Source organism: Pirellulales bacterium, assembly GCA_036499395.1.
In the GTDB taxonomy this organism is placed as follows: Bacteria; Planctomycetota; Planctomycetia; order Pirellulales; family JACPPG01; genus JACPPG01.
Genome location: DASYDW010000139.1, coordinates 62,322 through 83,353, shown reverse-complemented (window position 1 = coordinate 83,353; position 21,032 = coordinate 62,322). Strand labels below are relative to the sequence as shown.

The 21,032-nt window shown below is 60.4% G+C and carries 19 protein-coding genes; 6 read left to right on the top strand and 13 right to left on the bottom strand.

Annotated features, from left to right (window positions below):
• Positions 1 to 337 precede the first annotated feature (337 nt).
• Complete coding sequence (locus VGN12_29785; protein HEY4313681.1) at positions 338 to 1,093, top strand: DUF1080 domain-containing protein; 756 nt, start codon at positions 338 to 340, stop codon at positions 1,091 to 1,093.
• 9 nt (positions 1,094 to 1,102) lie between these two features.
• On the opposite strand, the gene VGN12_29780 is transcribed toward VGN12_29785, so the two are convergent.
• A complete protein-coding gene (locus tag VGN12_29780; GenBank protein HEY4313680.1) occupies positions 1,103 to 2,056 on the bottom strand; it encodes an alpha/beta hydrolase in 954 nt (317 codons plus the stop codon).
• A 205-nt stretch (positions 2,057 to 2,261) separates the two neighbouring features.
• Here VGN12_29780 and VGN12_29775 point away from each other — a divergent pair, with 205 nt between their 5' ends.
• On the top strand, positions 2,262 to 3,098 hold the full coding sequence (locus VGN12_29775; protein ID HEY4313679.1) for a ThuA domain-containing protein: 837 nt from the start codon (positions 2,262 to 2,264) through the stop codon (positions 3,096 to 3,098).
• Between the two features lie 97 nt (positions 3,099 to 3,195).
• Here VGN12_29775 and VGN12_29770 read toward each other — a convergent pair whose 3' ends face one another.
• The 4 genes from VGN12_29770 to VGN12_29755 all read right to left on the bottom strand — a co-directional run bounded on the left by VGN12_29770 (position 3,196) and on the right by VGN12_29755 (position 8,332).
• Positions 3,196 to 4,569 (bottom strand): DUF1501 domain-containing protein, encoded by a 1,374-nt coding sequence (locus VGN12_29770; GenBank protein HEY4313678.1) that lies wholly within the window; start codon positions 4,567 to 4,569, stop codon positions 3,196 to 3,198.
• 36 nt (positions 4,570 to 4,605) lie between these two features.
• Positions 4,606 to 7,122: a DUF1553 domain-containing protein gene (locus VGN12_29765; protein HEY4313677.1), complete on the bottom strand. Its 2,517-nt coding sequence runs from the start codon at positions 7,120 to 7,122 to the stop codon at positions 4,606 to 4,608.
• A 313-nt stretch (positions 7,123 to 7,435) separates the two neighbouring features.
• A complete protein-coding gene (locus tag VGN12_29760; protein HEY4313676.1) occupies positions 7,436 to 7,927 on the bottom strand; it encodes a 3-hydroxyacyl-ACP dehydratase FabZ family protein in 492 nt (163 codons plus the stop codon).
• Positions 7,928 to 8,134: 207 nt separating this feature from the next.
• Positions 8,135 to 8,332, bottom strand: a complete 198-nt coding sequence (locus tag VGN12_29755) for a cold shock domain-containing protein (GenBank protein HEY4313675.1) — start codon at positions 8,330 to 8,332, stop codon at positions 8,135 to 8,137.
• 625 nt (positions 8,333 to 8,957) lie between these two features.
• Here VGN12_29755 and VGN12_29750 point away from each other — a divergent pair.
• Positions 8,958 to 9,356 carry an RNA-binding protein gene (locus VGN12_29750; protein HEY4313674.1) on the top strand — a complete coding sequence of 133 codons (399 nt, stop codon included), beginning with the start codon at positions 8,958 to 8,960 and terminating at the stop codon, positions 9,354 to 9,356.
• A gap of 168 nt (positions 9,357 to 9,524) precedes the next feature.
• Here the strand turns inward: VGN12_29750 and VGN12_29745 are convergent, their stop codons facing one another.
• The 5 genes from VGN12_29745 to VGN12_29725 all read right to left on the bottom strand — a co-directional run bounded on the left by VGN12_29745 (position 9,525) and on the right by VGN12_29725 (position 13,448).
• Entirely contained in the window at positions 9,525 to 9,947 is a 423-nt protein-coding gene (locus tag VGN12_29745) for an SET domain-containing protein-lysine N-methyltransferase (GenBank protein ID HEY4313673.1), read from the bottom strand.
• A gap of 109 nt (positions 9,948 to 10,056) precedes the next feature.
• Positions 10,057 to 10,260, bottom strand: coding sequence for a hypothetical protein (locus VGN12_29740; protein HEY4313672.1), 204 nt, complete (start codon positions 10,258 to 10,260; stop codon positions 10,057 to 10,059).
• A gap of 129 nt (positions 10,261 to 10,389) precedes the next feature.
• Positions 10,390 to 11,355 (bottom strand): alpha/beta hydrolase, encoded by a 966-nt coding sequence (locus VGN12_29735; protein ID HEY4313671.1) that lies wholly within the window; start codon positions 11,353 to 11,355, stop codon positions 10,390 to 10,392.
• Positions 11,356 to 11,486: 131 nt separating this feature from the next.
• On the bottom strand, positions 11,487 to 12,467 hold the full coding sequence (locus tag VGN12_29730; GenBank protein HEY4313670.1) for an MBL fold metallo-hydrolase RNA specificity domain-containing protein: 981 nt from the start codon (positions 12,465 to 12,467) through the stop codon (positions 11,487 to 11,489).
• Positions 12,468 to 12,557: 90 nt separating this feature from the next.
• Positions 12,558 to 13,448 (bottom strand): sugar phosphate isomerase/epimerase, encoded by an 891-nt coding sequence (locus VGN12_29725; protein HEY4313669.1) that lies wholly within the window; start codon positions 13,446 to 13,448, stop codon positions 12,558 to 12,560.
• Positions 13,449 to 13,751: 303 nt separating this feature from the next.
• On the opposite strand from VGN12_29725, the gene VGN12_29720 reads away from it, so the two are divergent.
• A complete protein-coding gene (locus VGN12_29720; protein HEY4313668.1) occupies positions 13,752 to 14,543 on the top strand; it encodes an undecaprenyl-diphosphate phosphatase in 792 nt (263 codons plus the stop codon).
• 173 nt (positions 14,544 to 14,716) lie between these two features.
• Here VGN12_29720 and VGN12_29715 read toward each other — a convergent pair whose 3' ends face one another.
• Together VGN12_29715 and VGN12_29710 are read right to left on the bottom strand one after the other, a co-directional pair.
• Positions 14,717 to 16,027, bottom strand: a complete 1,311-nt coding sequence (locus VGN12_29715; protein HEY4313667.1) for a Gfo/Idh/MocA family oxidoreductase — start codon at positions 16,025 to 16,027, stop codon at positions 14,717 to 14,719.
• Positions 16,028 to 16,116: 89 nt separating this feature from the next.
• Positions 16,117 to 17,190: an SUMF1/EgtB/PvdO family nonheme iron enzyme gene (locus VGN12_29710; GenBank protein HEY4313666.1), complete on the bottom strand. Its 1,074-nt coding sequence runs from the start codon at positions 17,188 to 17,190 to the stop codon at positions 16,117 to 16,119.
• Between the two features lie 137 nt (positions 17,191 to 17,327).
• On the opposite strand from VGN12_29710, the gene VGN12_29705 reads away from it, so the two are divergent.
• Together VGN12_29705 and VGN12_29700 are read left to right on the top strand one after the other, a co-directional pair.
• The gene (locus VGN12_29705; protein ID HEY4313665.1) at positions 17,328 to 18,371 is read left to right on the top strand and encodes an FAD:protein FMN transferase; all 1,044 of its coding nucleotides are present in this window, start codon (positions 17,328 to 17,330) and stop codon (positions 18,369 to 18,371) included.
• A gap of 36 nt (positions 18,372 to 18,407) precedes the next feature.
• Entirely contained in the window at positions 18,408 to 19,298 is an 891-nt protein-coding gene (locus VGN12_29700; protein ID HEY4313664.1) for an SMP-30/gluconolactonase/LRE family protein, read from the top strand.
• On the opposite strand, the gene VGN12_29695 is transcribed toward VGN12_29700, so the two are convergent.
• Complete coding sequence (locus VGN12_29695; protein ID HEY4313663.1) at positions 19,292 to 20,803, bottom strand: PEP-CTERM sorting domain-containing protein; 1,512 nt, start codon at positions 20,801 to 20,803, stop codon at positions 19,292 to 19,294. The genes VGN12_29700 and VGN12_29695 overlap by 7 nt on opposite strands.
• Positions 20,804 to 21,032 lie beyond the last annotated feature (229 nt).

The window sequence follows — 21,032 nt, the reverse complement described above, 5'->3', positions numbered from 1 at the left end:
TACATCCGCCAACAGGACGGCACCGAGCCGGACGACGGCGGCGATAATTTCCGCATTACCAAATCGTGAGCGGAGGACTTCCAGTCCGGAGTTCACGATTCTCCTTCAACCTACCGGCTTCCAGCCGGTAGTAGTTCAGTTTGCGCGACCCCTAGGTACGGAGAGCGGTCCGACTCCTGCTCTTTGCCGCAGCGGGCCCTCGCAGGGAGGCGACCCGCTGCGGCATTTTCTGCGTTTGGCTCCGCCGGTTCTGCAGTGCTGGCCCGCGCACGGACGGCGCGTTATCTTGACGCTGCCACTTTGGGCCAACGAATTTGAAGTCAGGAGTCGGACATCCATGCGTTTGATGATTTTGCTGACTTCGCTTGCGCTCACAATTCTCTCGATTGACAATGCGCGCGCCGAAGAGTTTCGTCGCGACTCCTTCGATCCGACGGGCTTCGAATCGATCTTCGACGGTCGCACGCTGGCCGGCTGGCACGTGAGCGCCGAGACGGGTCACAGTGGTGCGAGCCAGCATCGTTCGGGAGGGCGGTGGGTTGTCGAAGACGGAGCGATTACCGGCTGTCAGGATATTCCCGGTAATGGCGGGATCGTGCTTACCGATCGGGCTTACGGTAACTTCGAAGTCGTCGTGGAAATGAATAACGATTTCGGGCCCGACAGCGGACTGTTCCTGCGCAGCACCGAGAAAGGTCAGGCCTATCAGTACATGGTTGACTATCATGCCGCGGGGAATCTGGCTGGCGTTTACGGCGAAGGGCTATCGGGAGGAATCTCACGACGCAATTTCGATTTCCTCGACAAGGTCACCGAGATCGCACCCCACGATTGCCCCTTTCCCCTTCCCATCAAGCCTGTCGAATGGCCAAAGCTGTGGCAGCACGGTCGCTGGAATGAGTTGCGTGCACGCATCGTCGGCAATCCGCCGACGATCACGACCTGGATCAACGGTGTGCGCTTTATGGAATTCACTGACAGCGAGAAGCGGCATCCCGACACGGGTGGGATTGCACTGCAGGTTCACGGCGGCGGCGACTTTACCAAGCAATTCGTCCGCTATCGCGCGATCCGGGTGAAAGTGCTCGACTGAACCGACGCGTCAGTCCAATTGCTCGCGAATAAACCGCATGGCGCGAGCGTGCGCAGCGGCCAGGACCTTGGGATCTCCTCCGCCTAGACCATGCTCGCCCCCTTCGACAGTGATCAACTCGTGCGGCACGCCCTGCTTGGAGAGCGCGTCGTTCATGTCCGCCGACTCGTGATATGGGACATCCGTATCGGCGGTGCCGTGTAGCATCAGCGTGGGGGGATACTGCGGGGTTAGATTCCGCACCGGGCAATACGGTGTAATCTTGTCCCGCTCGGTTTGCGGATCGAAGCCTGCGACTTCATGCGTCCACAGCCCGTTCTGACGCAGGTACAAATAATAGGTGCCGCGCGGCTTGCTGTCGCTGCCTGTCTTTACCTCGCCTCCGACGACGCTATCCGCCTCGGCCCTGGTCACTAGCTTTTGCTTGCGATAGTGCTCCGACGGCTCGACATACCATGGCGCATCAATATCGCCGTAGCCGTAATAAGCGAGTAGCGCCTTGGGACGCGGCTCAACGCAGATGCCAGACATGAAGGTCAGGTAACCACCGGCCGATCCACCGGCGACGAGAATCTTCTGGGGATCGATGTGAAGCCTGGCGACGCCTGTCGCGTGGATCCAGCGAAAGGCGTCTTTCAGGTCCTCGATGATCGCGGGCAGTTTGACCTCGGGCGCCAGCCGATAGTCGAGCGACATGAGGACATAGTTCTGCGCCTGGCACAAATCGCGAATGTCGCGAGGGACCCCTTGCCGGCTCCCCATGATCAGTGCGCCGCCGTGAATCCAGACGACGCAAGGCCGCGACACGTCGCCGTTGCGGCGATAGACGTCGGCTTCGATGTTCGTCGGACCGACCGTTTTGTAGACGACGGTTTCCTTGGTCCAGCCAGAGTCATCGGCCACGGACTGCGAGGCGATCGCAATGATTCCCAGTAGGGCGACGTAAGGGCAACAAAACTTCATAGCTACAAACTCTCGGGGCGATTTGCAACGTCGTGATTTCAGCAGTCTGCCACCGGCGAAGCGCCGACGCAAGAAAATCCACGATTGGCCTGGGTTCGCGTTCGGCCTCGGACGCTTGCCAAGCGCGGGATGGCAGACGATGATCGTTGCCAGCAAATAGACCACTTGCGCGCACCCCGCCCGAAATGCAGGAGTCAACTTGATAATGCAATCCATGACGAAACTGATCTGTGCCGTGTGCGTTTTATCCTTATCCCTCTTATGGCTCGGTGTTGCGCGGGCGGAAGATAAGCCGATTCGCGCGTTGCTCGTGATCGGTGGCTGCTGCCACGACTACGAGAAGCAGAAAGATATTCTCACGCAGGGCATCTCGGCGCGAGCCAACGTCGAGTGGAAGATCGCTTACGATCCCGACAAAACCACCGCGCACATGAATCCGGTTTACGAGAATCCGGACTGGGCCGCGGGCTTTGACGTCGTGGTGCATGACGAATGCTCGTCAGACGTCAAGGATCTGGCCGTCATCGACCGGATTCTGCGTCCCCATCGCGAGGGTTTGCCCGGTGTGGTTCTGCACTGCGGGATGCATTGCTACCGAAGCAAGGGTTATCCGAAGGACGTAACTCCGTGGTTTGAGTTTACCGGTCTTCAATCGACCGGCCACGGTCCGCAGTTGCCCATCGAATTGGCTCTGATCGACCGCGACAGCCCGATCCTGCACGGTCTCGAGAATTGGACCACGATCAACGAAGAACTGTACAACAACCTGACCGGCAACCTGCTGCCGACCGGCCGCATCCTGGCGCGTGGCACGCAGCAGGTGAAAAATCGGGATGGGAAGACGACACCTGTCGACGCCATCGTTGCCTGGACCAACACCTATCGCGAGAAGACCAAGGTATTCGCCACGACCCTGGGGCATAACAATGCCACGGTCGAAGATGGCCGATATTTGGACCTCGTGACGCGTGGCCTGCTGTGGTCCGTAGGCAAGCTTGATGCCGAGCATTTGAAGCCAGCGAAGAAGGTGCTCGCCGACTAACGGCACGCGATAGTAATCTCGCATGTGCCATGCTTTATCGCCACAAACGGAACAAGCGTGCGTTCTTGCGTCGGCACACGTTGCCAGACAACCGTCCTCACGCAACGATATCGTGCGCAACCGTGCCGGCCAGGTCGGTCAGGCGTACATCGCGACCGCTGTACTGGTACGTCAGCTTGGTGTGGTCCAGGCCGAGTAAGTACAGCATCGTGGCGTGCAAATCGTTGATGTGCATTTTCTTGTCGACCGCTTTCTCGCCATGATCGTCCGTGGCGCCGTGGCGAAAGCCTCCTTTGACGCCGCCACCAGCCATCCACATCGAAAACCCGGTCGCATTATGGTCGCGGCCATCGGCCCGCTGCGCGGTGGGAGTGCGGCCGAACTCTCCGCCCCACACAACCAGGGTGTCCTTCAGCAGATCTCGCTGCTTCAGGTCGGCCAACAGGGCGGCGATCGGCTTGTCGATGGCCCGGGCGTTGGTCGTTAGCTTCGCGCGAAGGTTGTTGTGCTGGTCCCAACCTCCCATGCCCAGTTCGATGAAGCGGACGCCGGCTTCGGCGAAGCGCCGCGCAAGCAAGCATTGTCGGCCAAAATTGTCGGTCCCTTTGGTGCCGATACCGTACGCGTCGCGCGTGGCCTCGGTTTCGTTCGAGATGTCCATGATCGCCGGCACGGCCCCCTCCATACGAAACGCCAGTTCGTACGACTGGATCAAACCTTCGAGCTCGGTGTTGACGCCATCCTTTTGCAGCCGGTCCTTGTTCAACGTGGCCAACAGGTCGAGCTGCTGACGTTGCAATTCGGCGGTCAGTTTCGAGTTGCCGATGTTCGCCATCCGCCCGCCGCCATTGCGTTCCTGGACGCCATCGATCTTGATCCCCTGGTACGAGGCGGGCAGAAAGGCACTGCCATAGCTCGTCGCGCCACCGGCAGGGTTGATGGTGATGAAGCCGGGCAGCTCGGAGTTTTCGCTTCCCAATCCGTACAGCGTCCAGGCTCCCATCGAAGGACGCTGAAAACGAAACGTCCCCGTGTGCATTTCGGTGACAGCCTGCGGATGCACGCCCACATCGGTGTACATGCTGTTGAGCAAGCAAAGATCGTCCGCATGATTCGCCAACTGCGGGAAAATCTCCGGCAGCCACAGGCCTGACTTGCCGTGCTGGCTGAACTTGAATGGCGACCTCATTAGCTTGCGATCTTTGCCGTTGGTGGTTTTTCCATCGTCCGACTGCAGCCGGGGCTTGTAGTCGAATGTATCGACATGCGACGGCGCGCCCTGCATGAACAGGAAGATCACTCGCTTCGCGCGAGACTTAAAGTGCGGTGCCTTTGGCGCTAGCGCATTGGGTGTTTCGGCCGTGCTGGCCTGCGCGGCCAGGTTCGAAAATGCCAGGTAGCCGAAGCCGCACGACACGGCTTTCAACAGGTCGCGGCGAGAAAACCCTGCGGGGCGAAGATCGTTGAACATATTTCAGTCCTGCTGCACGTGCGGCGTGCGAACTGGTCAATAAACGTAACGGAACTCACCCGATTCGAATAATGTCTGGCACAGGCTGGTCCACGCGGCAAGCTGCGCATTGCCCTTATGGCCGCTACTCTCAAGTTTGGCTCGATAATTGTTCAGGTACTTGGCCACCGCGTCGTGCTCTTCCTGCGTCGCTAAACGTGATAGTGCCAGGCGATACGCCAACTCAATGCGGGTCGCCTGGTCGTGATCCTTGTCTTTCAAGATGCGCTTCGCCATCTCTTCCGATTGCTTGAGCACAAACGGGTTGTTCATCAAGAAGAGTGCTTGGGTCGGCACCGTCGTCACGTCACGCTTGCCGACGATCAGGCTGGGATCAGCCGCGTCGAACACTTGCAAGAAGTCGGGCACATTACCACGCACGATCGGCAGGTACACGCTGCGCACGTTTGTCGCCTTGTGTAGGCCCTGCAATTCTTTGCCGCGCACCGGGCCATTGTCCAAGTCCATGACATACGAGCCAGTCGGCCGCGCCAGGTCGAGCTGGCCGCTGGCGTACAGCATGGCGTCGCGAATCTCTTCGGCATCCAGACGGCGACGGTCGACGCGCCATAGATTGACGTTCGACGGATCGTGGTCGTAATTCGCCTCGTTGTGATCGCTGCTCAACTGGTACGTATGGCTGAGCACGATCGAGCGAATCAGTTTCTTGACGGACCAATTGTCGTTCATGAACTGAAACGCCAAGTTGTCGAGTAGCGCCGGATTGCTCGGTTCGCTCCCCAGCGCGCCGAAATTATCGACCGATTCGACCAGACCCTGCCCGAACAGATGCGACCAGACGCGGTTGGCCATGACGCGCGCCGTGAGCGGGTTGCTCTTGCTCGAAATCCATTGAGCCAGTTCGAGCCGCCCACTGCGGCGTGGATTGATGTGGTTGGCCGAAGAAGTCTTCAGCACCGTTAGCACGCCGCGCGGGACTTCTGTCCCCTTATCTTTGATCTCGCCGCGCACCAACACCTGGCAATTGGTGGGAGTTGAGGATTCGACGACTCCCATTGCCAGATTACGAGTCGGCGTCTTTTGACCTTCGAGCTTTTCGATCTCGTCGCGCAACTCCTTGACCTTGTCACGCACGGCCTGAGCGTTGACCTGCATGCTTCGTGGCTGTGCCTTTGGCGCTCCGCCTTTCTTCCCCTTTGCCTTGGGCATGCCCGCCTTTGCCGCTTGACGGGCTGTTTTGCGAATCTGTTCGATTTCGGCTTCGAGCTTCGCGATTTCCTGCTGGCGTTTCGTTTCGGCTTTTAGCTCGTCGCTCGTCGGCTTCAAGCTATTGCTCGTGTCGGACAGCGAGATCAACCGCGCGTCGAGCGCTGCTTTCTTGCCCGCCTCAGTCCCCGCCTGCGTTTGCGTACTACGAAAAATGCCCGCCAAGGCGTAATAGTCCGCCGTAGGAATCGGGTCGAACTTATGATCGTGGCAGCGGGCACACGCGATCGTCATTCCCAGCATCGCCCGACCGACGACGTCGATCTGGTCGTCGATGACGTCCATCGCGAACTGCTCTTCATTTCGCGTATTGACCCCTTTGGGCCCGATCGCCAGCAAGCCGGTCGCCACCAGATGCTCGTTTTTCTGCTCGGCGCCTCGTGAAGGCAGCAAGTCCCCCGCGATTTGCTCCGTTATGAAGCGATCGTACGGCTTGTCGCAATTTAGCGCGTCGATGACATAATCTCGGTACCGCCAGGCGTAGCGATAGGGAATGTTGCGGTCCTTGCCCGACGATTCGGCATAGTGAACGACGTCTAACCAGTGCCGTGCCCAACGCTCGCCGAAGTGCGGTGAAGCGAGCAAGCGATCAACCACCGTGGCGAACGCACTGGCCGACTCGTCCTTGAGGAATGCGTCAACCTCGGCGGGCGTTGGCGGCAGGCCGGTTAAGTCGAACGTCACGCGACGAATTAGCGTCAGGCGATCTGCATCGCGCACCGGGGTCAGATTCTCGCGCTCTTGCGCCGCGCGCACAAAGCGATCGATATTCGTATGCGGCCAGCGTGAGTCAGAGACTTCCGGCGGGGGCGACAGCTTCGCGGGCTTGAACGCCCAATATTTTTTGGCCTCGGCCAGATCGATCTTGTTGCGCGGCTTACCGGCCTTACCGACTCGCGGATCGGGTGCACCCATGTTGATCCATTCGACGATATTCTGAATGGCGTCTTCGTCGAGCTGCCCCTTCGGCGGCATCTGCAACCCTTCGTAGCGGATCGCTTCCACCAGCAAACTGTCGTCGGCGTGGCCTGGCATGATAACCGCGCCCGAGTCGCCCCCCTTGTGGATGCCTTCGGCCGAGTCGAGCAGCAGATGCCCCTTGGCCTTGGCCGCGTCGCCGGAATGACACTCATAGCAGTTATGCACCAGCAGCGGGCGGATGCGCTTCTCGAAGAAGTCGACGCCTTCTTTCGAGAGACGCGGTTTCGGCGGCGCCGCCAGCGCGATAGATCCGCAAAGGCATGCCAGCAGGACCGACATTGCGAAGACGTTTATCGATCGCAGCATGAATCTTCCCGTAGTACCGGCCAGAATGGTCTCTGCCTTCAACTGTATTCTATTTCCATACGTATTTAACACCGCGAAAGGCAAGGTTGGTTGGTCGAAGGTAACGGTTTCGCAGGGATTTACGCCGTTTTATAGGGCCCCAGGCAGCCAATGTTCGTGCCGCAACCAAGGGAAGCAGCGGGGATCACCGGGCGATTCAGAATGCGCAGTGTCCGTGGTCCTAGGGGCGTTCAGGCCTCGGGCGACCCTGCTTGACCATGACTACGGCACGACGCGGGCGCGATACCTTTAAGGGCCAGACGACCGAGTGCCGTTAGACAGACGGCAGTCCTATGCCGCGCAATTCGCCTTCGCAAACCAAACGCTGCTCGACGAAGCATTGAAAGCGATAGACGATCATCGCGCCGCGCCGCATTTTCAGCACTTTGGCCATGATCATCAGCCGGCAAGGGACGGTGACGGTCTCGCGGAAGCGGACACGATCCAGCCCGCCGAAGCCCAGCACGCGTCCGCCGGTCAGGTCGTGGACTTGCGCGTGGTAGCTGCACAGTTGTGCAGCCGCCTCGCAAATCAAGACACCGGGGGTCACCGGATGGCCGGGAAAGTGGCCTCGGCACCAGAACTCGTCGCGGGTCAGATCCTTGTAGCCGACGGTCGTCTGCGTCGACTCGTCGTCGTAGACCACGGCGGTGAGTTGTTCCAACTCGAATCGCTGCGGATTGACGCGGCGAATTGCCTCATGGTCCGCCAGCACGCGGTTAACATCGAAGACGTCGTGGGGAACGATCGGTTCTGTGGCGGCCACTTTGGAAATCCGCGTTGCCGCGGTTGCTGAAAGCCGGCGTCGTCAGGCCCGATAGGCCAACGTAACGCCGTGAGGTGAGTGAGCTGGCATCATACCGGCTCATCAGCCGGTGGCACGCATCACGGATCCTCTGCAGGATAGAAATACGCCTGGCGGCGGCCGTCGGCCGTCGCCAGGCGGAAATACGTCAGAATCTTTTCGTCGAAACTAGACGACTTTGACGTTCTCGGCACGCGGGCCCTTGGGACCGCGACCTTCGGTGTATTCGACCGTCTGGCCTTCGTGCAAAGCCTCGATCGACGTCCCCTCGACCGCCGAGTGGTGGAAAAACAATTCGCCGCGCTCGCCCGCGATGAATCCAAATCCCTTGTCCGAAATCAACTTCTTGATCGTGCCTTGAGGCATAAATGCCCCTCCTGCAAATAACGCCCATAAACCGACCGAGTTGGTCCCGCGGAGAACCTTCTATCGAGAGAAAGACGCCGCGAGAAATGCCCGGCAGGACACTGAGTGTCACAGATCAATCGCGGTCGAGAGAGATAACTTCGCCTGTCTGACAAACCGGGGCGAGGCGTACCACTGCACGAAAAGCAATATCACAGCACGAGCATCGACTCGCGCGTACAAAATCTCAGTGCCGACATGGTAGCAGATCAACCGATGCGGTCAATCTACCGTCGGCCACCCCTACAACCCCCCGATTGCCCCACTCTCTTTTTCAAACGCCGCTATACTGGCCGCCAGAGGCGGGTATACTTAACCATGCCGGTCGGTCCGCCGAACAGGGAATTCACCAGTCCGTAATCTCGGACTTGGTAACTGCCTATCGACTCTCCTGCCTGCTGGGTCCGCCTTGTGACCCCTTTCTTTGCCGACCCGGAAAGCACCAGCAAGGGGTCGGCGCAGTCCATCGGTTGCTTGGGACCATTCGATACGAAAGCGGCGCTGTGTCCTCCCTCGAAAGTTTTTGACTTAGAAGGATGAACAGAGGCCGAGCGCCCAAGCGCCAACGAGTTACAGGAGATGAGTGGTGGGAAAGAAGCTGTATGTGGGGAATCTCAGTTACGGCGTAAAAAGCTCGGATCTCGAGGCGCTCTTCGCCCCGTTCGGACAGGTCCAAAGCGCGCAAGTAATTGAGGATCGTGAGACCGGCCGTAGTAAAGGTTTCGGGTTTGTCGAAATGAACAGCGACGCCGAGGCCCAAGCGGCCATTCGCGGCTTGCACGAGCAAGATCACGAAGGGCGCCCGTTGACCGTCAACGAAGCCAAGCCGCGCGAAGAGCGTGGCGGCGGCGGCGGTGGAGGCTACCGCGGAGGTGGCGGTGGTGGTGGCGGCGGCGGTGGCGGCGGTGGTCGTCGACCGGGCGGGTTCGGCGGTGGTCGTGGCGGCGGAGGCGGAGGCGGAGGTGGCCGCGGCGGCCGCTACTAAGCCAGGATAATTCGAGAGAGGCGGGTGATTTCACCCGCCTCTTTTTTTTGCGCAACTCGAATTACGCTCGCAGGGGTGCCAGTCACTCGGCGCGCAAAACCTTGTGGTAGAGCGGTATTGTTTTTCGGCGCCGCAACCTTGTCGTGGCCGCATCCTTGTCGCGCGATGTTAGCGTCGCGTGCCCGCGACGACCCGCTTCAGATCGGATCGTTTCACGATCCATTGCCGGCAGGCGCTCGAACCGCAACGGCAAGGAATCGCCATTTCGGCGGGCCACGCATAGTCGATCGTCAGCTCGTCACCGTCCGCGATCCGGCGGGTGGCCATGACATACATGCGCCGCTGCAGTTTGCCGCGTTTGTCCTTGACGTCGAACCAGCAAAGTTCGCAGTTGGGCTGGCAGCTATGGTTGATGAAACGAAAGGGCGCTGCTGGCTCGAGAGAGCGATCGTCTCCCAAATCCATGCAATAGTCGGAACTGTACGAAACGTCGTCGATGATCTCGCCATCGATTTCGCCAACGACTTCCGATTCATCAAACCAGCGTTCGGCGAATACACCGCGGCCTACCTTGGTTCGCGCGATCCGCACGCCGGTTTTCGACCGCGCAGGCGCGCTACGCTTCCGTTGCTTGACGCTAGATTTCGGCATCCCTGACCTTTGATGAGAGCGCGGCAGCGCCGCGAAACGAAGGGCCGGACTAGACGCCCTGAACGGCGGCGAAGCCCGACTGGGTGAGGCAGTAGGCGTTTTTCGGGCCGGCATGGGTGACCAACCCGTCGTCGACGAGCTTGTTCATCGCCGTACGGGGCCCGGCGTCCAGATTGTGAATGAACAACATTTGACCCGGCCCGACCCGATATCGTCGAAAAATAGCCAAGACCTTGAGCGTCGCGTCGTTCATTCTTTACCCTTTGATTCCGGGCCGCCCGAACAGACAACTCCTGGGATTATACCGGATTTTCCCCTGCCGTGCACCCCCGCATGGCGCGGGCTCCCCGCTCTCGGGGGCCGCAACCGGCGAAGCGGGGCATTATTTCGCCGCGGTGGGCTTCTCTGTGCCGACATCCTTGAGCTTGCCGATCAAAAAGGCGACGACCTTCGTGGCCTGCCCGTCGCGCGAATCGGAATCGGTGCCTTGCAGCACGAGCAAGCAATCAAGGCCGTTTTCCTTGCAGCGGTCGGCGATTGCGGTCGAATGCTTGGGGTGATGCACGTAGGCGCCCCGCTCCTTCGGATCCTCGGCCGAGAACGAGCAGGCGAGTGCCACGGGCACGTCATCCTTCGAAATCAGGTTGAGCATGCTGCAATCCCGCATGATCTTGTCCGCCTCGGGTGTTGTCTCCGCGGCGTCGGAATCGAAATGATAGAAGGACACCCACTCCGCCTGCGGACGCTGGAATTGGGACGGTCCAAGAATTTTTTCCCAGTCGCGCAGATCGTACGACGCCTGGCCATTCAACGAGCCCGCGGCCGTCAATCGTGAAGACTGCCGCAGCACAGGATCCGTGGCCTTGGGATCAGCCAAATCATCATGAAAGGCCAACCACAGGCTGGTACCTGCCCCGGCCGATCCGCCGTAGGAGGCAATCCGCGACGGATCAATGTTGTATTCCGTCGCGTGAGTGCGCAGGAACTGAATAGCACGCGCGGCGTCGCGCAGAATGTCCTGAATGCCAGCATGTTCGCGGAAACGATAATTGATCGACGCGAACGATATGCCCGCGTCCAAGCATTGGCGCACCGCCGGTCGGCCGCGCACTTGCCCCTTGTCGCCGTTGACGAAGCCACCGCCGTGGATGAATACCAATAGCGGCGTTGGCCTGTCCGACTTCGCCTTCCACAGATCCAGCACGTTCCGCGCGTGCGGACCATACGCGACGTTCTCGAAGTCCGGGGCCGCACGCGGCGGTTCAGCGGCCGAGGCCATTGTCGTCAGCGCAACGATCAACAGCGGCGCCGCAATGTTCAACCGTCCTGCAATTTTGACTCGAATCATCACGGAACTTCCCCCGGCTTGTTAATGGACTTCGACACCCCTGACCAAACTCTCGGCAGGATAGCCGTCGCGCTGGAACGCGCCAAATCGAACACCGCGGCGGCGAGAATGTCGCGAACGGCAGTCGGGAGTCAAAACATCCGCATCTGCACAGCCGCGGGGCGCGATGGGGGGAGATTCTTTCCGTCCAATGGATGGGCGTTGTGCCCCTCGGCACGCAGACACTCGACGAAACTTTCCGGCCCGTGCGTACAGTAGACGACTCGGGGTGCCACCTGCTCGACCGCCGCCAACAGTTCGTCATAGTCAGCATGGTCCGATAGGGGAATCGCATGGTCCACCCCCAGGCGGCGCGACGAATGCATCGCCCAGCCGGTGACGGCGAAGGTGACGGGCTGGCGAATTTTCCCCATATCGGCGCGCGAATGCCGCTGCGGCGGCACAATCACGGCGCAACCCTCGTGCGGTTTGCCATGATAAAGCTCGAATGTTCCCAGCTCGACGCCGCATTCGCGATATACCAGACTAATGGCGTAGATGTCGCGGTGCTGCAGAACCGTGATCCCGGCCGCGGTGAGGATGGCCGTCACTTCTTGCGCCTTTCCCAGAGCGTACGCCTGCACCACGGGAGTCATGCCGCGCGCAAGCGCGTCGAGGACCAGCTCCAGCAATTGGCCGACAGCCTCGGCCCGCGGCAGATGGCGATTTGCCGGCCTGCCATAGGTCGATTCGATGACCAAAATGTCAGCCGGCGGTAATTCGGCCCGTTCTGCCGTGGCCGATTCGGCCAATTTGAAGTCGCCCGTGTACAGCAATTGCTCGTGCCCGTCGTCGGCCAATAGCATGGCCGACCCAAGACAATGCCCTGCCGGATAGGTTGTCAGGCGTAGTCCGCCCCAATCGAGCGTCTTTCGATAGGGCATCTCGAGCACGGGCCGACGTCCCATACGAGTGTGATAGAGCTTTGCCGTTTGTGGCGTACATAGCGCGAGTTCATGCCGCGCCATGTGATCGCGATGGGCGTGCGAGATAAAGCCGCGTGGCTGCCGTCGGCTGAAATCGACAGCCAAGTCGGCCCGCGTCAGCTTCAGTCCGCGATCGAAGTGAAACATCGCGTCGCCCCGAGGTTGGCACCTTCAAACGACGACCGCAACCGAGGCACGTTTAGTGTCGACAAGCGCGGCCGAACATTTATGCGACACTTAACGGCGGACGGGCGGCGCCAGCTTGCCGGCCGGAGTCAATCCAGCGCCCTTCCACACTGTATCGAGAGCCTGGCCCACGCGCTTGATTGCTGCTTCGCGCCGCATTCCCTTGAGCTGGTCTGGATGTGCCGTGGGAGTGACGGGGCCATCGAAGCCCATCTCGGCCATGGCCACAAGCGCCGCGGACGAATCGATTCCACCACCCTCTCCAGGTAACGCTCGCTGATTCGGCTTGAGATCACCGGCGGCGACGTCGGACGGGGCGTCGGCCAATCGTAGGGCAATCAACCGCTCGCCGCCAAGCTTCTTGAAGGCATCGATCGAATTGCCCGTGATGTGCAAATCCCAAAGGTCGACAATCGCACCGACGTTCTTCGCTGGCACGCCCGACAAGAGCAGCATCTGAGCGTCGGTGGTGTGGATGAACTCGAATGTCTTGCCTTGCCGCGCCTCGGGCGAGGTCACAATGCCGACTCCCAGGCGAATACCGTGCGGCTCGAGCAACTTGGCGAGTTCGGCCAAACGCTTGCGGCTGGTTTCGAATTTTTGATGAAACGGCTGCTCGTCGTTGGCCGGCTCGATCCAGGTCAACGCCCGGCGAAAGCCCCCCTCGGCCGCGACGCCGATCCAGTCGTTCAATTGCGCCAGGTCCACTCGAAACGTCGGTTCGTCCCCCTGCCAGCGCGTGGGAAGCTCGAAACCGCCGACTTGCAACTTTGCGCTATCCAGCAGGCGCCGCGCGTGGGCCGTCCCGTGCGATTTGACCTGGGCAACAAACTCCATCAGGTCCAGATCGAGTCCGCGAAAACCGAACGACAAAGCCGACTCGATCAACTCGCTCTGACTCCCCGAAAGGGCCAACGCCCTGGGGCTCAGATTCTTGAACATCCGCTCCTCCGATACCACGTTCCGACCGGCAATTACCAAAACGCCATTATGGCAAATTGCCGCATATCTTCAACCGCATCGGCGGGTGACAGCAATGTCGCGATCTTCAAATCGTCCGCACGGGAACGTTGCGGCCCCTAAGACGAGCGGTCGCGCCCGGTTGAGCTATATTTGACGATTCGCCGGTTGCCCCACCAGTGGCCGGTTTGATATCGACGACGCGCAAGCGAATCCTTTGCGCGGCCGGATGCTAACTTTCAGCATCGCCTTCTACCCCCACTGCCAAGTTCGAGAACGATTCCGATGGAGTATCTGCGCATCATCATCTTGGGCATCGTGCAAGGAATCACGGAATTCCTGCCCATTAGCTCGGATGGCCATCTGGTCGTGGCCGATCAGTTGATCCAAAAATTCTCGAGCGCGCCGCTATCGAAGCCGAACATTGTTGTCACGATTATCCTGCACCTGGGGACGCTGGCCGCGATTCTGATCGTCTATCGCGAGCAGATCCTGCGCTTGCTAACGAAAGACCGTCGCGTCATTGGCTTGTTAATCGTGGGAACGATTCCCGCCGCGATCAGTGGCCTGCTGCTGGAGGAACTCGCGGACCAGTACATGGTCAATCCACTTTTGACGGGCTGCCTGTTGCCCTTGAATGGGTTATTGCTGTTATTCATCGATCGCAAGAAGCCCGGTGAGACCGATTACGAAAACCTAAGGTACGGCCAGGCACTGTTCATTGGATGCTGTCAGGCCTTCGCTCCGCTGCCGGGCATTTCACGCAGCGGCACCACGATCGCCGGCGGCCTGGCGGCCGGGATGCGTCGAGACGCCGCCGCCACGTTTTCCTTTCTGCTGGCGATTCCCGCGATCGGCGGCGCAGTCACGGTCGCGTTCCTGAAGCTGTTCCTTAAGGGAGCCGACGGGCTTCCCTCCGTAGGAGTGTTGACCGTGGGGGCCGTGGTTTCATTCCTGGTCGGGCTGGTATCGCTACGACTGTTGCTGCGGCTGCTGCGCGAAGGGCTGTTGGACCCTTTCGCGTATTGGTGCATCGCCCTGGGGATCGGCGTGATCATCTGGCAACTAGCGACGTAACTTACGCCGGGGGGCGTCCCGTCCGCCTTCGCGCCTTCAAGAGTTACGAATGTCAAAAGGCGGCCGAGACCCCCGCCCCCCAAGACTTGTAAAAAAACCGGCGCGCAAAAAAACCGCGGGGCGCCGACTACCGACACCCCGCGATTGAACTCTTCGTAAATCGACCAAGTGCGTTAGACGACTTGCGTCACGCCCGGCGTGGCGACGACCGGCGTCGGCGGTGTGGCCGTGAAGGCGTATTCCTTCGGCGCCAGGTTAATGTCCGATCCCAAGGCCTGCTCCCAGGTGATCATCTTGCCCGAGTACGTGGCCATGCGTCCGAGGATTGACGTCAGGCTCGAAAACGCGCCGTTCTCAGCCTCGTTCAACGGCGAGCCTGCGCGGATGCTGGCGAACAGATCGTCGTGCTCGACCTGGTACGGGTTCTTCTTCTCGCCACGAAAGCGCCAGTCATCCCACCCCTTGATGCGGATACGGCCAGCACTGATGTCCGCGTTGCCGTGCGTGCCAATTGCGTGCTCGGTGACGCTATCCCAACAGTTGGGGATGTGGCGGCAATAGCTGAACATACGCGAACCGTCGGCGTACTCGAATTCGACGGCGTGATGATCGAAGATCTCGCCGTAATCCTTGCCGGTGCGGACCTGGCGTCCTCCCATCCCTTCGGCCCGGACGGGATAGCCGCGCTTCAGCCAGTTGATGACGTCCAGATTATGGATGTGCTGCTCGACGATATGATCGCCGCACAGCCAGTTGAAGTAGTACCAGTTGCGCATCTGGTATTCCATTTCGGACTGGCCTTCGGTCTTCGGATGGACCCACACGCCGGCGCCGTTCCAGTAAACGCGCGTGGCCAGGATGTCGCCGATCGCGCCGTCTTGCAGGCGCTTGATGGTTTCGATGTACGAGGCCTCGTGATGTCGCTGTAGGCCGACGCCGACGGCCAGGTTCTTCTGGCGAGCGGTTTGCGCGGCAGTCAGCACGGCCCGTACGCCCGGCGCATCAACCGCGACCGGCTTTTCCATGAACACGTGCTTGCCGGCGTCGACCGCGGCCTGAAAATGGACGGGCCGAAATCCTGGCGGCGTGGCCAGGATCACCAGGTCCACGCCCGCGTCGATGACGTTCTTATACGCGTCGAAGCCGACGAAGCGTCGCTCTTCCGGCACGTCGATGCGGGTCGAGATCTCGCCCTCTTTCATCAAGCTCTGATGGCTACCATCGAGCCGGTCCTTGAAAGCGTCCCCCATCGCGACAAGTTTCACGTTCCCCTTGGTACGCAAAGCCTGGCTTGCCGCGCCTGTGCCGCGACCACCGCAGCCGACCAGGCCGATCTTGATCGTGTCATCACCGGCCGCGTGCGCACTGCGCGCGGGGCCGAGCGTGGCCGCCAGGCTGCCCCCCACGACGGCCACGGTCGAACTTTTCAAAAACGAACGGCGCGAGGCGCTCTGAGGATCGGCGTCGGGGGCGTGCTCTGACATTTCCGGTTCTCCTAGGGGGCTGGGCTAAGCGGGGCTTTCGTGGGCACCGTTGTGTTGTGGAAATCTCGACGAAAAACTTGGGCGACTCATCACTGCTGCGAAGCGTCCGCGGAATACTTCACCTTCTCCTCGGCCGTAGGCTCGACTAAGGGACGAACCACTCGAAAACCTAGGAATAAGGCGTCCGTATAGTACCAGATGCTTTGCGGGATCTGCGGGTCTTGCTGCTTCCATTCCTTGGTCGAGCCGCGACGGGCGGCGCTGCGCAGGGCGGCCGGATCGTCGTCCCACGAACCACCACGCACGCTGCGTGGCTCGACCTTCGTGGCAACAACCAATGGGTTAGACGCTAATCCGCCAGCCGATTTTGCATAGACGTCCGGCGTGTATTGGTCGACACACCATTCGGCCACGTTGCCATGCATGTCGTGCAGGCCCCAAGCGTTTGTCTTCTTCTTGCCAACCGGATGATACGCTTCGTTACTGTTGTCGTAGTACCAGGCGAAGTCATCGAGTGCGTCCGGGCTATCGCCGAACGAGTAGGCGGTCTTCGATCCGGCGCGGCAGGCGTACTCCCACTCGGCCTCGGTCGGCAGCCGATAGTAATGCCCGGTCTTGGCCGACAGCCAGTCGCAATATTTCTTGGCGGACAGTTGCGTCATGCAAATAACGGGATAACCCTCTTTCCCCATCCCGAACGTCATGTCGGTGTAGGGCTTCGTGGGGCGCGTCACGGCGTCGGCCAGCTTGTCGAACGCGTTGGGCTCGCGGTTCTCGACCTTGCGCCTCTGGATATCGAGGCTGAACATGAACAGCTCGTACTCGTTCCAGGTCACTTCGCATTTGCCCATCCAGAAAGGGGCGATCTCGACCTCGTGCTCGGGCCCTTCATCTTCTTTCCGACCCGGCTCGCCCGCGGGACTTCCCATGGCGAACTTTCCGCCGGGGATCGGCACCAGGTCGAAATGGACCGGCGTACCCGCGATTTGCTCGGTGTACGGCTTCATCTCGGCGGCGGTCTTCGCTTCGGCGGCAGGATTGGGCGCCACGGCCGCGGCTGGTTCTTCGGCCGCGCACAAACGCACAACAGGTACAGACACGGCAATCAACGCGACGGCCATCAAAGTGCCGCACGCCGCAACGAACAGTCGGTGTAGCTTCATCGTCGAGAGTATAATCTGCGAAGGTTAAAGGGGGGACTCGTACGGGCAACCGGCAAGCGCTTGATCGCGGCTACCTTCTTCGGTCTGGAAACGCGTTAGGAACTATTCGAGCAAGCGGAGCCGTGGATCACATGCAGGTGCGATCGACCATCCCACGCGCTGCTTGCCGGCTGCTGGCCGTTTTCGCCGCGGCTGCGCTGACGCCCGCGTTCGCTCCGCTGCGGGCCGCCGAACCATCTCAACTCGTGCGGTACGGGTTCGCCCAGGTCGAGATGGGGATGCAATTCAAGTTGCTATTGTATTCAGACGGTGAGGAGGCCGCAAATCGGGCCGCCGCAGCGGCTTTCGACCGAATTCACCAGCTCAACGGCATCATGTCCGACTATGATCCCGCCAGCGAATTATCGCGATTGAGCGACACGGCGGGGCAGGGGAGGGTGACCGTGGTAAGCCAGGATCTGTGGAACGTCCTGGTCGCCGCGCAGCAGCTCGCCGAGCGTTCGAATGGCGCTTTCGACATTACGGTCGGCCCCTACGTGAAGCTGTGGCGCCGCGCCCGCCGGGAAAAAGAAATGCCGCCGGCGGATCGCATGGCTACGGCCCGAGAAGCGGTCGGATCTCGATTCTTGAAGCTCGATGCCGCTGCGCGTTCGGTCGAATTGCTGCGCCCTGGCATGCGGTTGGACCTGGGGGGCATCGCCGTCGGCTATGCGATCGACGAAGCCATGTCGGTCCTGCGCGGTCATGGTATCACTCGCGCCCTGGTCGACGGCAGCGGCGACATCGTCGTCAGCGATCCGCCGCCAGGCGAGCGCGGCTGGCGGATCGGCGTGGCACCGCTCGAGGCGAAAAACGGTCCACCCAGCCGTTACCTAACGCTAGCCCGTTGCGCAGTCACCACTTCAGGCGATGCCTGGCAATACGTCGAACTCGACGGCAAACGCTACTCGCACATTCTGGATCCAAAGACCGGTCTCGGGCTGACCGATCGGAGCCTGGTGATCGTCGTTGCCCGCGACGGAATGACGGCTGACAGCCTGACAAAGGCCGTTGCCGTGCTCGGTCCTAATCGCGGCTTGACGCTGGTTTCCGAGTACCCCAAGGCCGCGGCCCTGGTGCTGCGTCCGCAGAATGGCAAAATCGAATTCGAAGAGTCGAGTAATTTTAAAGAGTTCGAATAGGACTCTCGGGCAGAATTCATAACAAGTGAGGAATTCATGAAGGCGACAATCGTTGCGCGCTCTTGCGCATTGTGTATGGTCTTGTTGTTCAATGGCCTGATCTCCACTCACGCCGCAGAGCCGAGCCTGGTTGCTCCGGGCGGTGAGGTAAAAAAACTCGCTGGTGGTTTCGCCTTCACCGAGGGGCCCGCCGCCGACCGTGACGGCAACATCTATTTCTCGGATATCCCGAACAATCGCATTCTGCGCTGGAGCGTCGACGGGCAGCTATCGACGTTTCGCGAGAACTCAGGGGGCGCCAACGGACTTTGCTTCGACAAGCAGGGCAACCTGTTGGCCTACGAAGGGGGCGCGCGTCGTCTAACATCGATTTCGCCGGCGGGCGAAGTCACGGTTTTGTCCGACAACTATGAGGGGAAGAAGCTCAATAGCCCCAACGACCTGTGGATCGATCCCCAGGGGGGCGTTTATTTCAGCGACCCTCGGTACGGCAATATGGAAGGGCTCGAGCTGCCCGGCTTTTACGTGTTCTACCTTTCGCCGGACCGCAAGAAGCTCACCCGCGTCATTGATGACACGGTTAAGCCGAACGGTGTGCTCGGATCGGCCGATGGCAAGCTACTATTCGTGGCGGACGCGGGCGGAAGCAAGACGTACGTCTACACGATCAAAGCTGACGGAACGCTGGCTGATAAAAAGCTATTCGCGGAGCAGGGTTCCGACGGCCTGGCGCGCGACGAGCAGGGAAATATCTATCTCACGGGGGGCGGGGTCACGGCGTATAGCCCCGAGGGAAAAAAGCTCGAAACTATCGCCGTGCCCGAGGGCCCCGCGAACTTGAAATTCGGCGGCAGTGACAAGAAGACACTCTTCATCACTGCCCGGACGTCGTTTTACTCGGTGCCTATGAGCGTGCGCGGTCAGTGACCGCGGCGATGGCGGCGCCATTGCGCTACGGCCAGCCCGATACCGCCCGTGATTAGCAGCATCCACGTAGAAGGCTCTGGCACGGCATTGCCAATCGGATACATGACGATGATCGTCTGCAAGCTGGCGTTGCCGTAACCGTCATTCAGCGTCAGCCCGGCGGCGGTGGGCTGGACGTACGAAAACTTCACGGCCGACGATCCATTGGTCGTTAGCAACCCGTCCAGCGGATCACCGTTCGGGTTCGAGCTGGTCTGCGCCCAGTCGGACTGCAATTTCAGCCACGGGACGCCGTTGGTATACCCGGCGGCGATGATATCGATGGCGTGCCCACCCCCTTTGGTGTAGTAGTAGCCTCCCATGACCGTGTCGCCATCGGCCAGCGCGTTGATGATCGTGGTCATCGTCGGCACGCTGTTGTTATAGGCAACGGCGACGCCGGCGGTCGCGGCTGCCGGATGGGCGAACAAGTAAGTGCCTTGCGTGTAGATCCCGAGCTTGTTCGTATCTCCGACGTTGGCGATGTATTGCGCGGCGCCTTGCACGATGAAGGACGGCACCACACCGGCATTCGCATCGGCATATTTGGTTGTCACGCCGTTGTAGACCCAAACCGGTGCCCGGGCCGAGTCGAGCCGGCCCATGGTCTGGTCCAGATTGGCAACCAACGGCGTGGGAGCCACCGCGGCGTTCTCTTGAGGCGCTTTCGGATTATTCAACGGCCCGCCGACGATGCTTGTATTGTTGGCGTTGCCATTGGGAACCAGAGTGTTCGATACGCCGGAGTTGTAGCTGGTCTGCCCGTAGCGTCCCGTCACGTTGGGATTCGGAATCGTGACCCCTTTACTGGCGCCGTATTGCGTGGCCAGCCAGTTTAAATCGTTGGCAATGGCGGCCGGCGCACACTGATTGTCGGCGGACTGTACGTTGGGAACTCCGGCCTGTGATGCGCTATAGGTCACGCCTGAGAGGCTGAACGACAACGTCGGACCAGAGATCGCGCCGGCGACACCCCCATCGAATCCGCCGTTGTTCGCGGTTTGCGGTGTGATCGAAAACGACAGCGTTGGTCCCGTGTTGGGGGGCGTGAAAAGTGGGGCCGGCGTGAAGCTCACCTTCAGCCCGTCCAATGTGTCGGTCTGGCCATCGGGGGTTTCGAGATTGATCGAACTGGCGTCGAATCCGTCGGTCGAACTGACCGGTAGGTTCTCGGTGACCCAATTGCCACTGCTATCTACGAGGTTCAAGTAGCCGCTTGGAACTCCGAAGGTGCTGGTCAAAGTAGCGGCGTCGACCTGCACCGTGCCGTAGGACGTGACGTCGACGGTGTCATCATCGAGGTCAAGATTGCCCTGAGTGATCGTGATGCCATCGAATTGCGCCGTTACCGGGCGGGCATCAAGCAGGCCGCAGAAGGCGGCAAGAGCAAGAAGAGCCAGTGGTCGAAGATGCGCGAAATACTGGTTCGAACGATAGCCCCTAGTCGCGTGGATGTTGCTCTCCATTAGCGTAACTCCGTGTCGTTTGCTCAAGTACACGCTCGGACGCTGCCCGCCGGTGACCCCGCATCACCACGTCGCGAGTGAAGGATGGCAAAACGCTGCCATAGTCCCGCGCAAACAAGGTAAGTCAAGGAAATAATCCACTACTTTTGCGTGCCTCCTATCCCCCGAAGCAACTGGTTTCAAGCTGGGTGATTTTGGGCCGCAATGTTTCACAGCGCGCAGGGCCGTG

Bases quoted from the DNA above. Each gene is read 5' to 3' on its own strand.
- VGN12_29695 (HEY4313663.1), bottom strand. From the start codon at position 20,803: ATGGAGAGCAACATCCACGCGACTAGGGGCTATCGTTCGAACCAGTAT.
- VGN12_29740 (HEY4313672.1), bottom strand. From the start codon at position 10,260: ATGAACGACGCGACGCTCAAGGTCTTGGCTATTTTTCGACGATATCGG.
- VGN12_29710 (HEY4313666.1), bottom strand. From the start codon at position 17,190: ATGAAGCTACACCGACTGTTCGTTGCGGCGTGCGGCACTTTGATGGCC.
- VGN12_29735 (HEY4313671.1), bottom strand. From the start codon at position 11,355: ATGATTCGAGTCAAAATTGCAGGACGGTTGAACATTGCGGCGCCGCTG.
- VGN12_29715 (HEY4313667.1), bottom strand. From the start codon at position 16,027: ATGTCAGAGCACGCCCCCGACGCCGATCCTCAGAGCGCCTCGCGCCGT.
- VGN12_29780 (HEY4313680.1), bottom strand. From the start codon at position 2,056: ATGAAGTTTTGTTGCCCTTACGTCGCCCTACTGGGAATCATTGCGATC.
- VGN12_29765 (HEY4313677.1), bottom strand. From the start codon at position 7,122: ATGCTGCGATCGATAAACGTCTTCGCAATGTCGGTCCTGCTGGCATGC.
- VGN12_29775 (HEY4313679.1), top strand. From the start codon at position 2,262: ATGCAATCCATGACGAAACTGATCTGTGCCGTGTGCGTTTTATCCTTA.
- VGN12_29785 (HEY4313681.1), top strand. From the start codon at position 338: ATGCGTTTGATGATTTTGCTGACTTCGCTTGCGCTCACAATTCTCTCG.
- VGN12_29730 (HEY4313670.1), bottom strand. From the start codon at position 12,467: ATGTTTCACTTCGATCGCGGACTGAAGCTGACGCGGGCCGACTTGGCT.
- VGN12_29720 (HEY4313668.1), top strand. From the start codon at position 13,752: ATGGAGTATCTGCGCATCATCATCTTGGGCATCGTGCAAGGAATCACG.
- VGN12_29770 (HEY4313678.1), bottom strand. From the start codon at position 4,569: ATGTTCAACGATCTTCGCCCCGCAGGGTTTTCTCGCCGCGACCTGTTG.
- VGN12_29755 (HEY4313675.1), bottom strand. From the start codon at position 8,332: ATGCCTCAAGGCACGATCAAGAAGTTGATTTCGGACAAGGGATTTGGA.
- VGN12_29725 (HEY4313669.1), bottom strand. From the start codon at position 13,448: ATGTTCAAGAATCTGAGCCCCAGGGCGTTGGCCCTTTCGGGGAGTCAG.
- VGN12_29700 (HEY4313664.1), top strand. From the start codon at position 18,408: ATGAAGGCGACAATCGTTGCGCGCTCTTGCGCATTGTGTATGGTCTTG.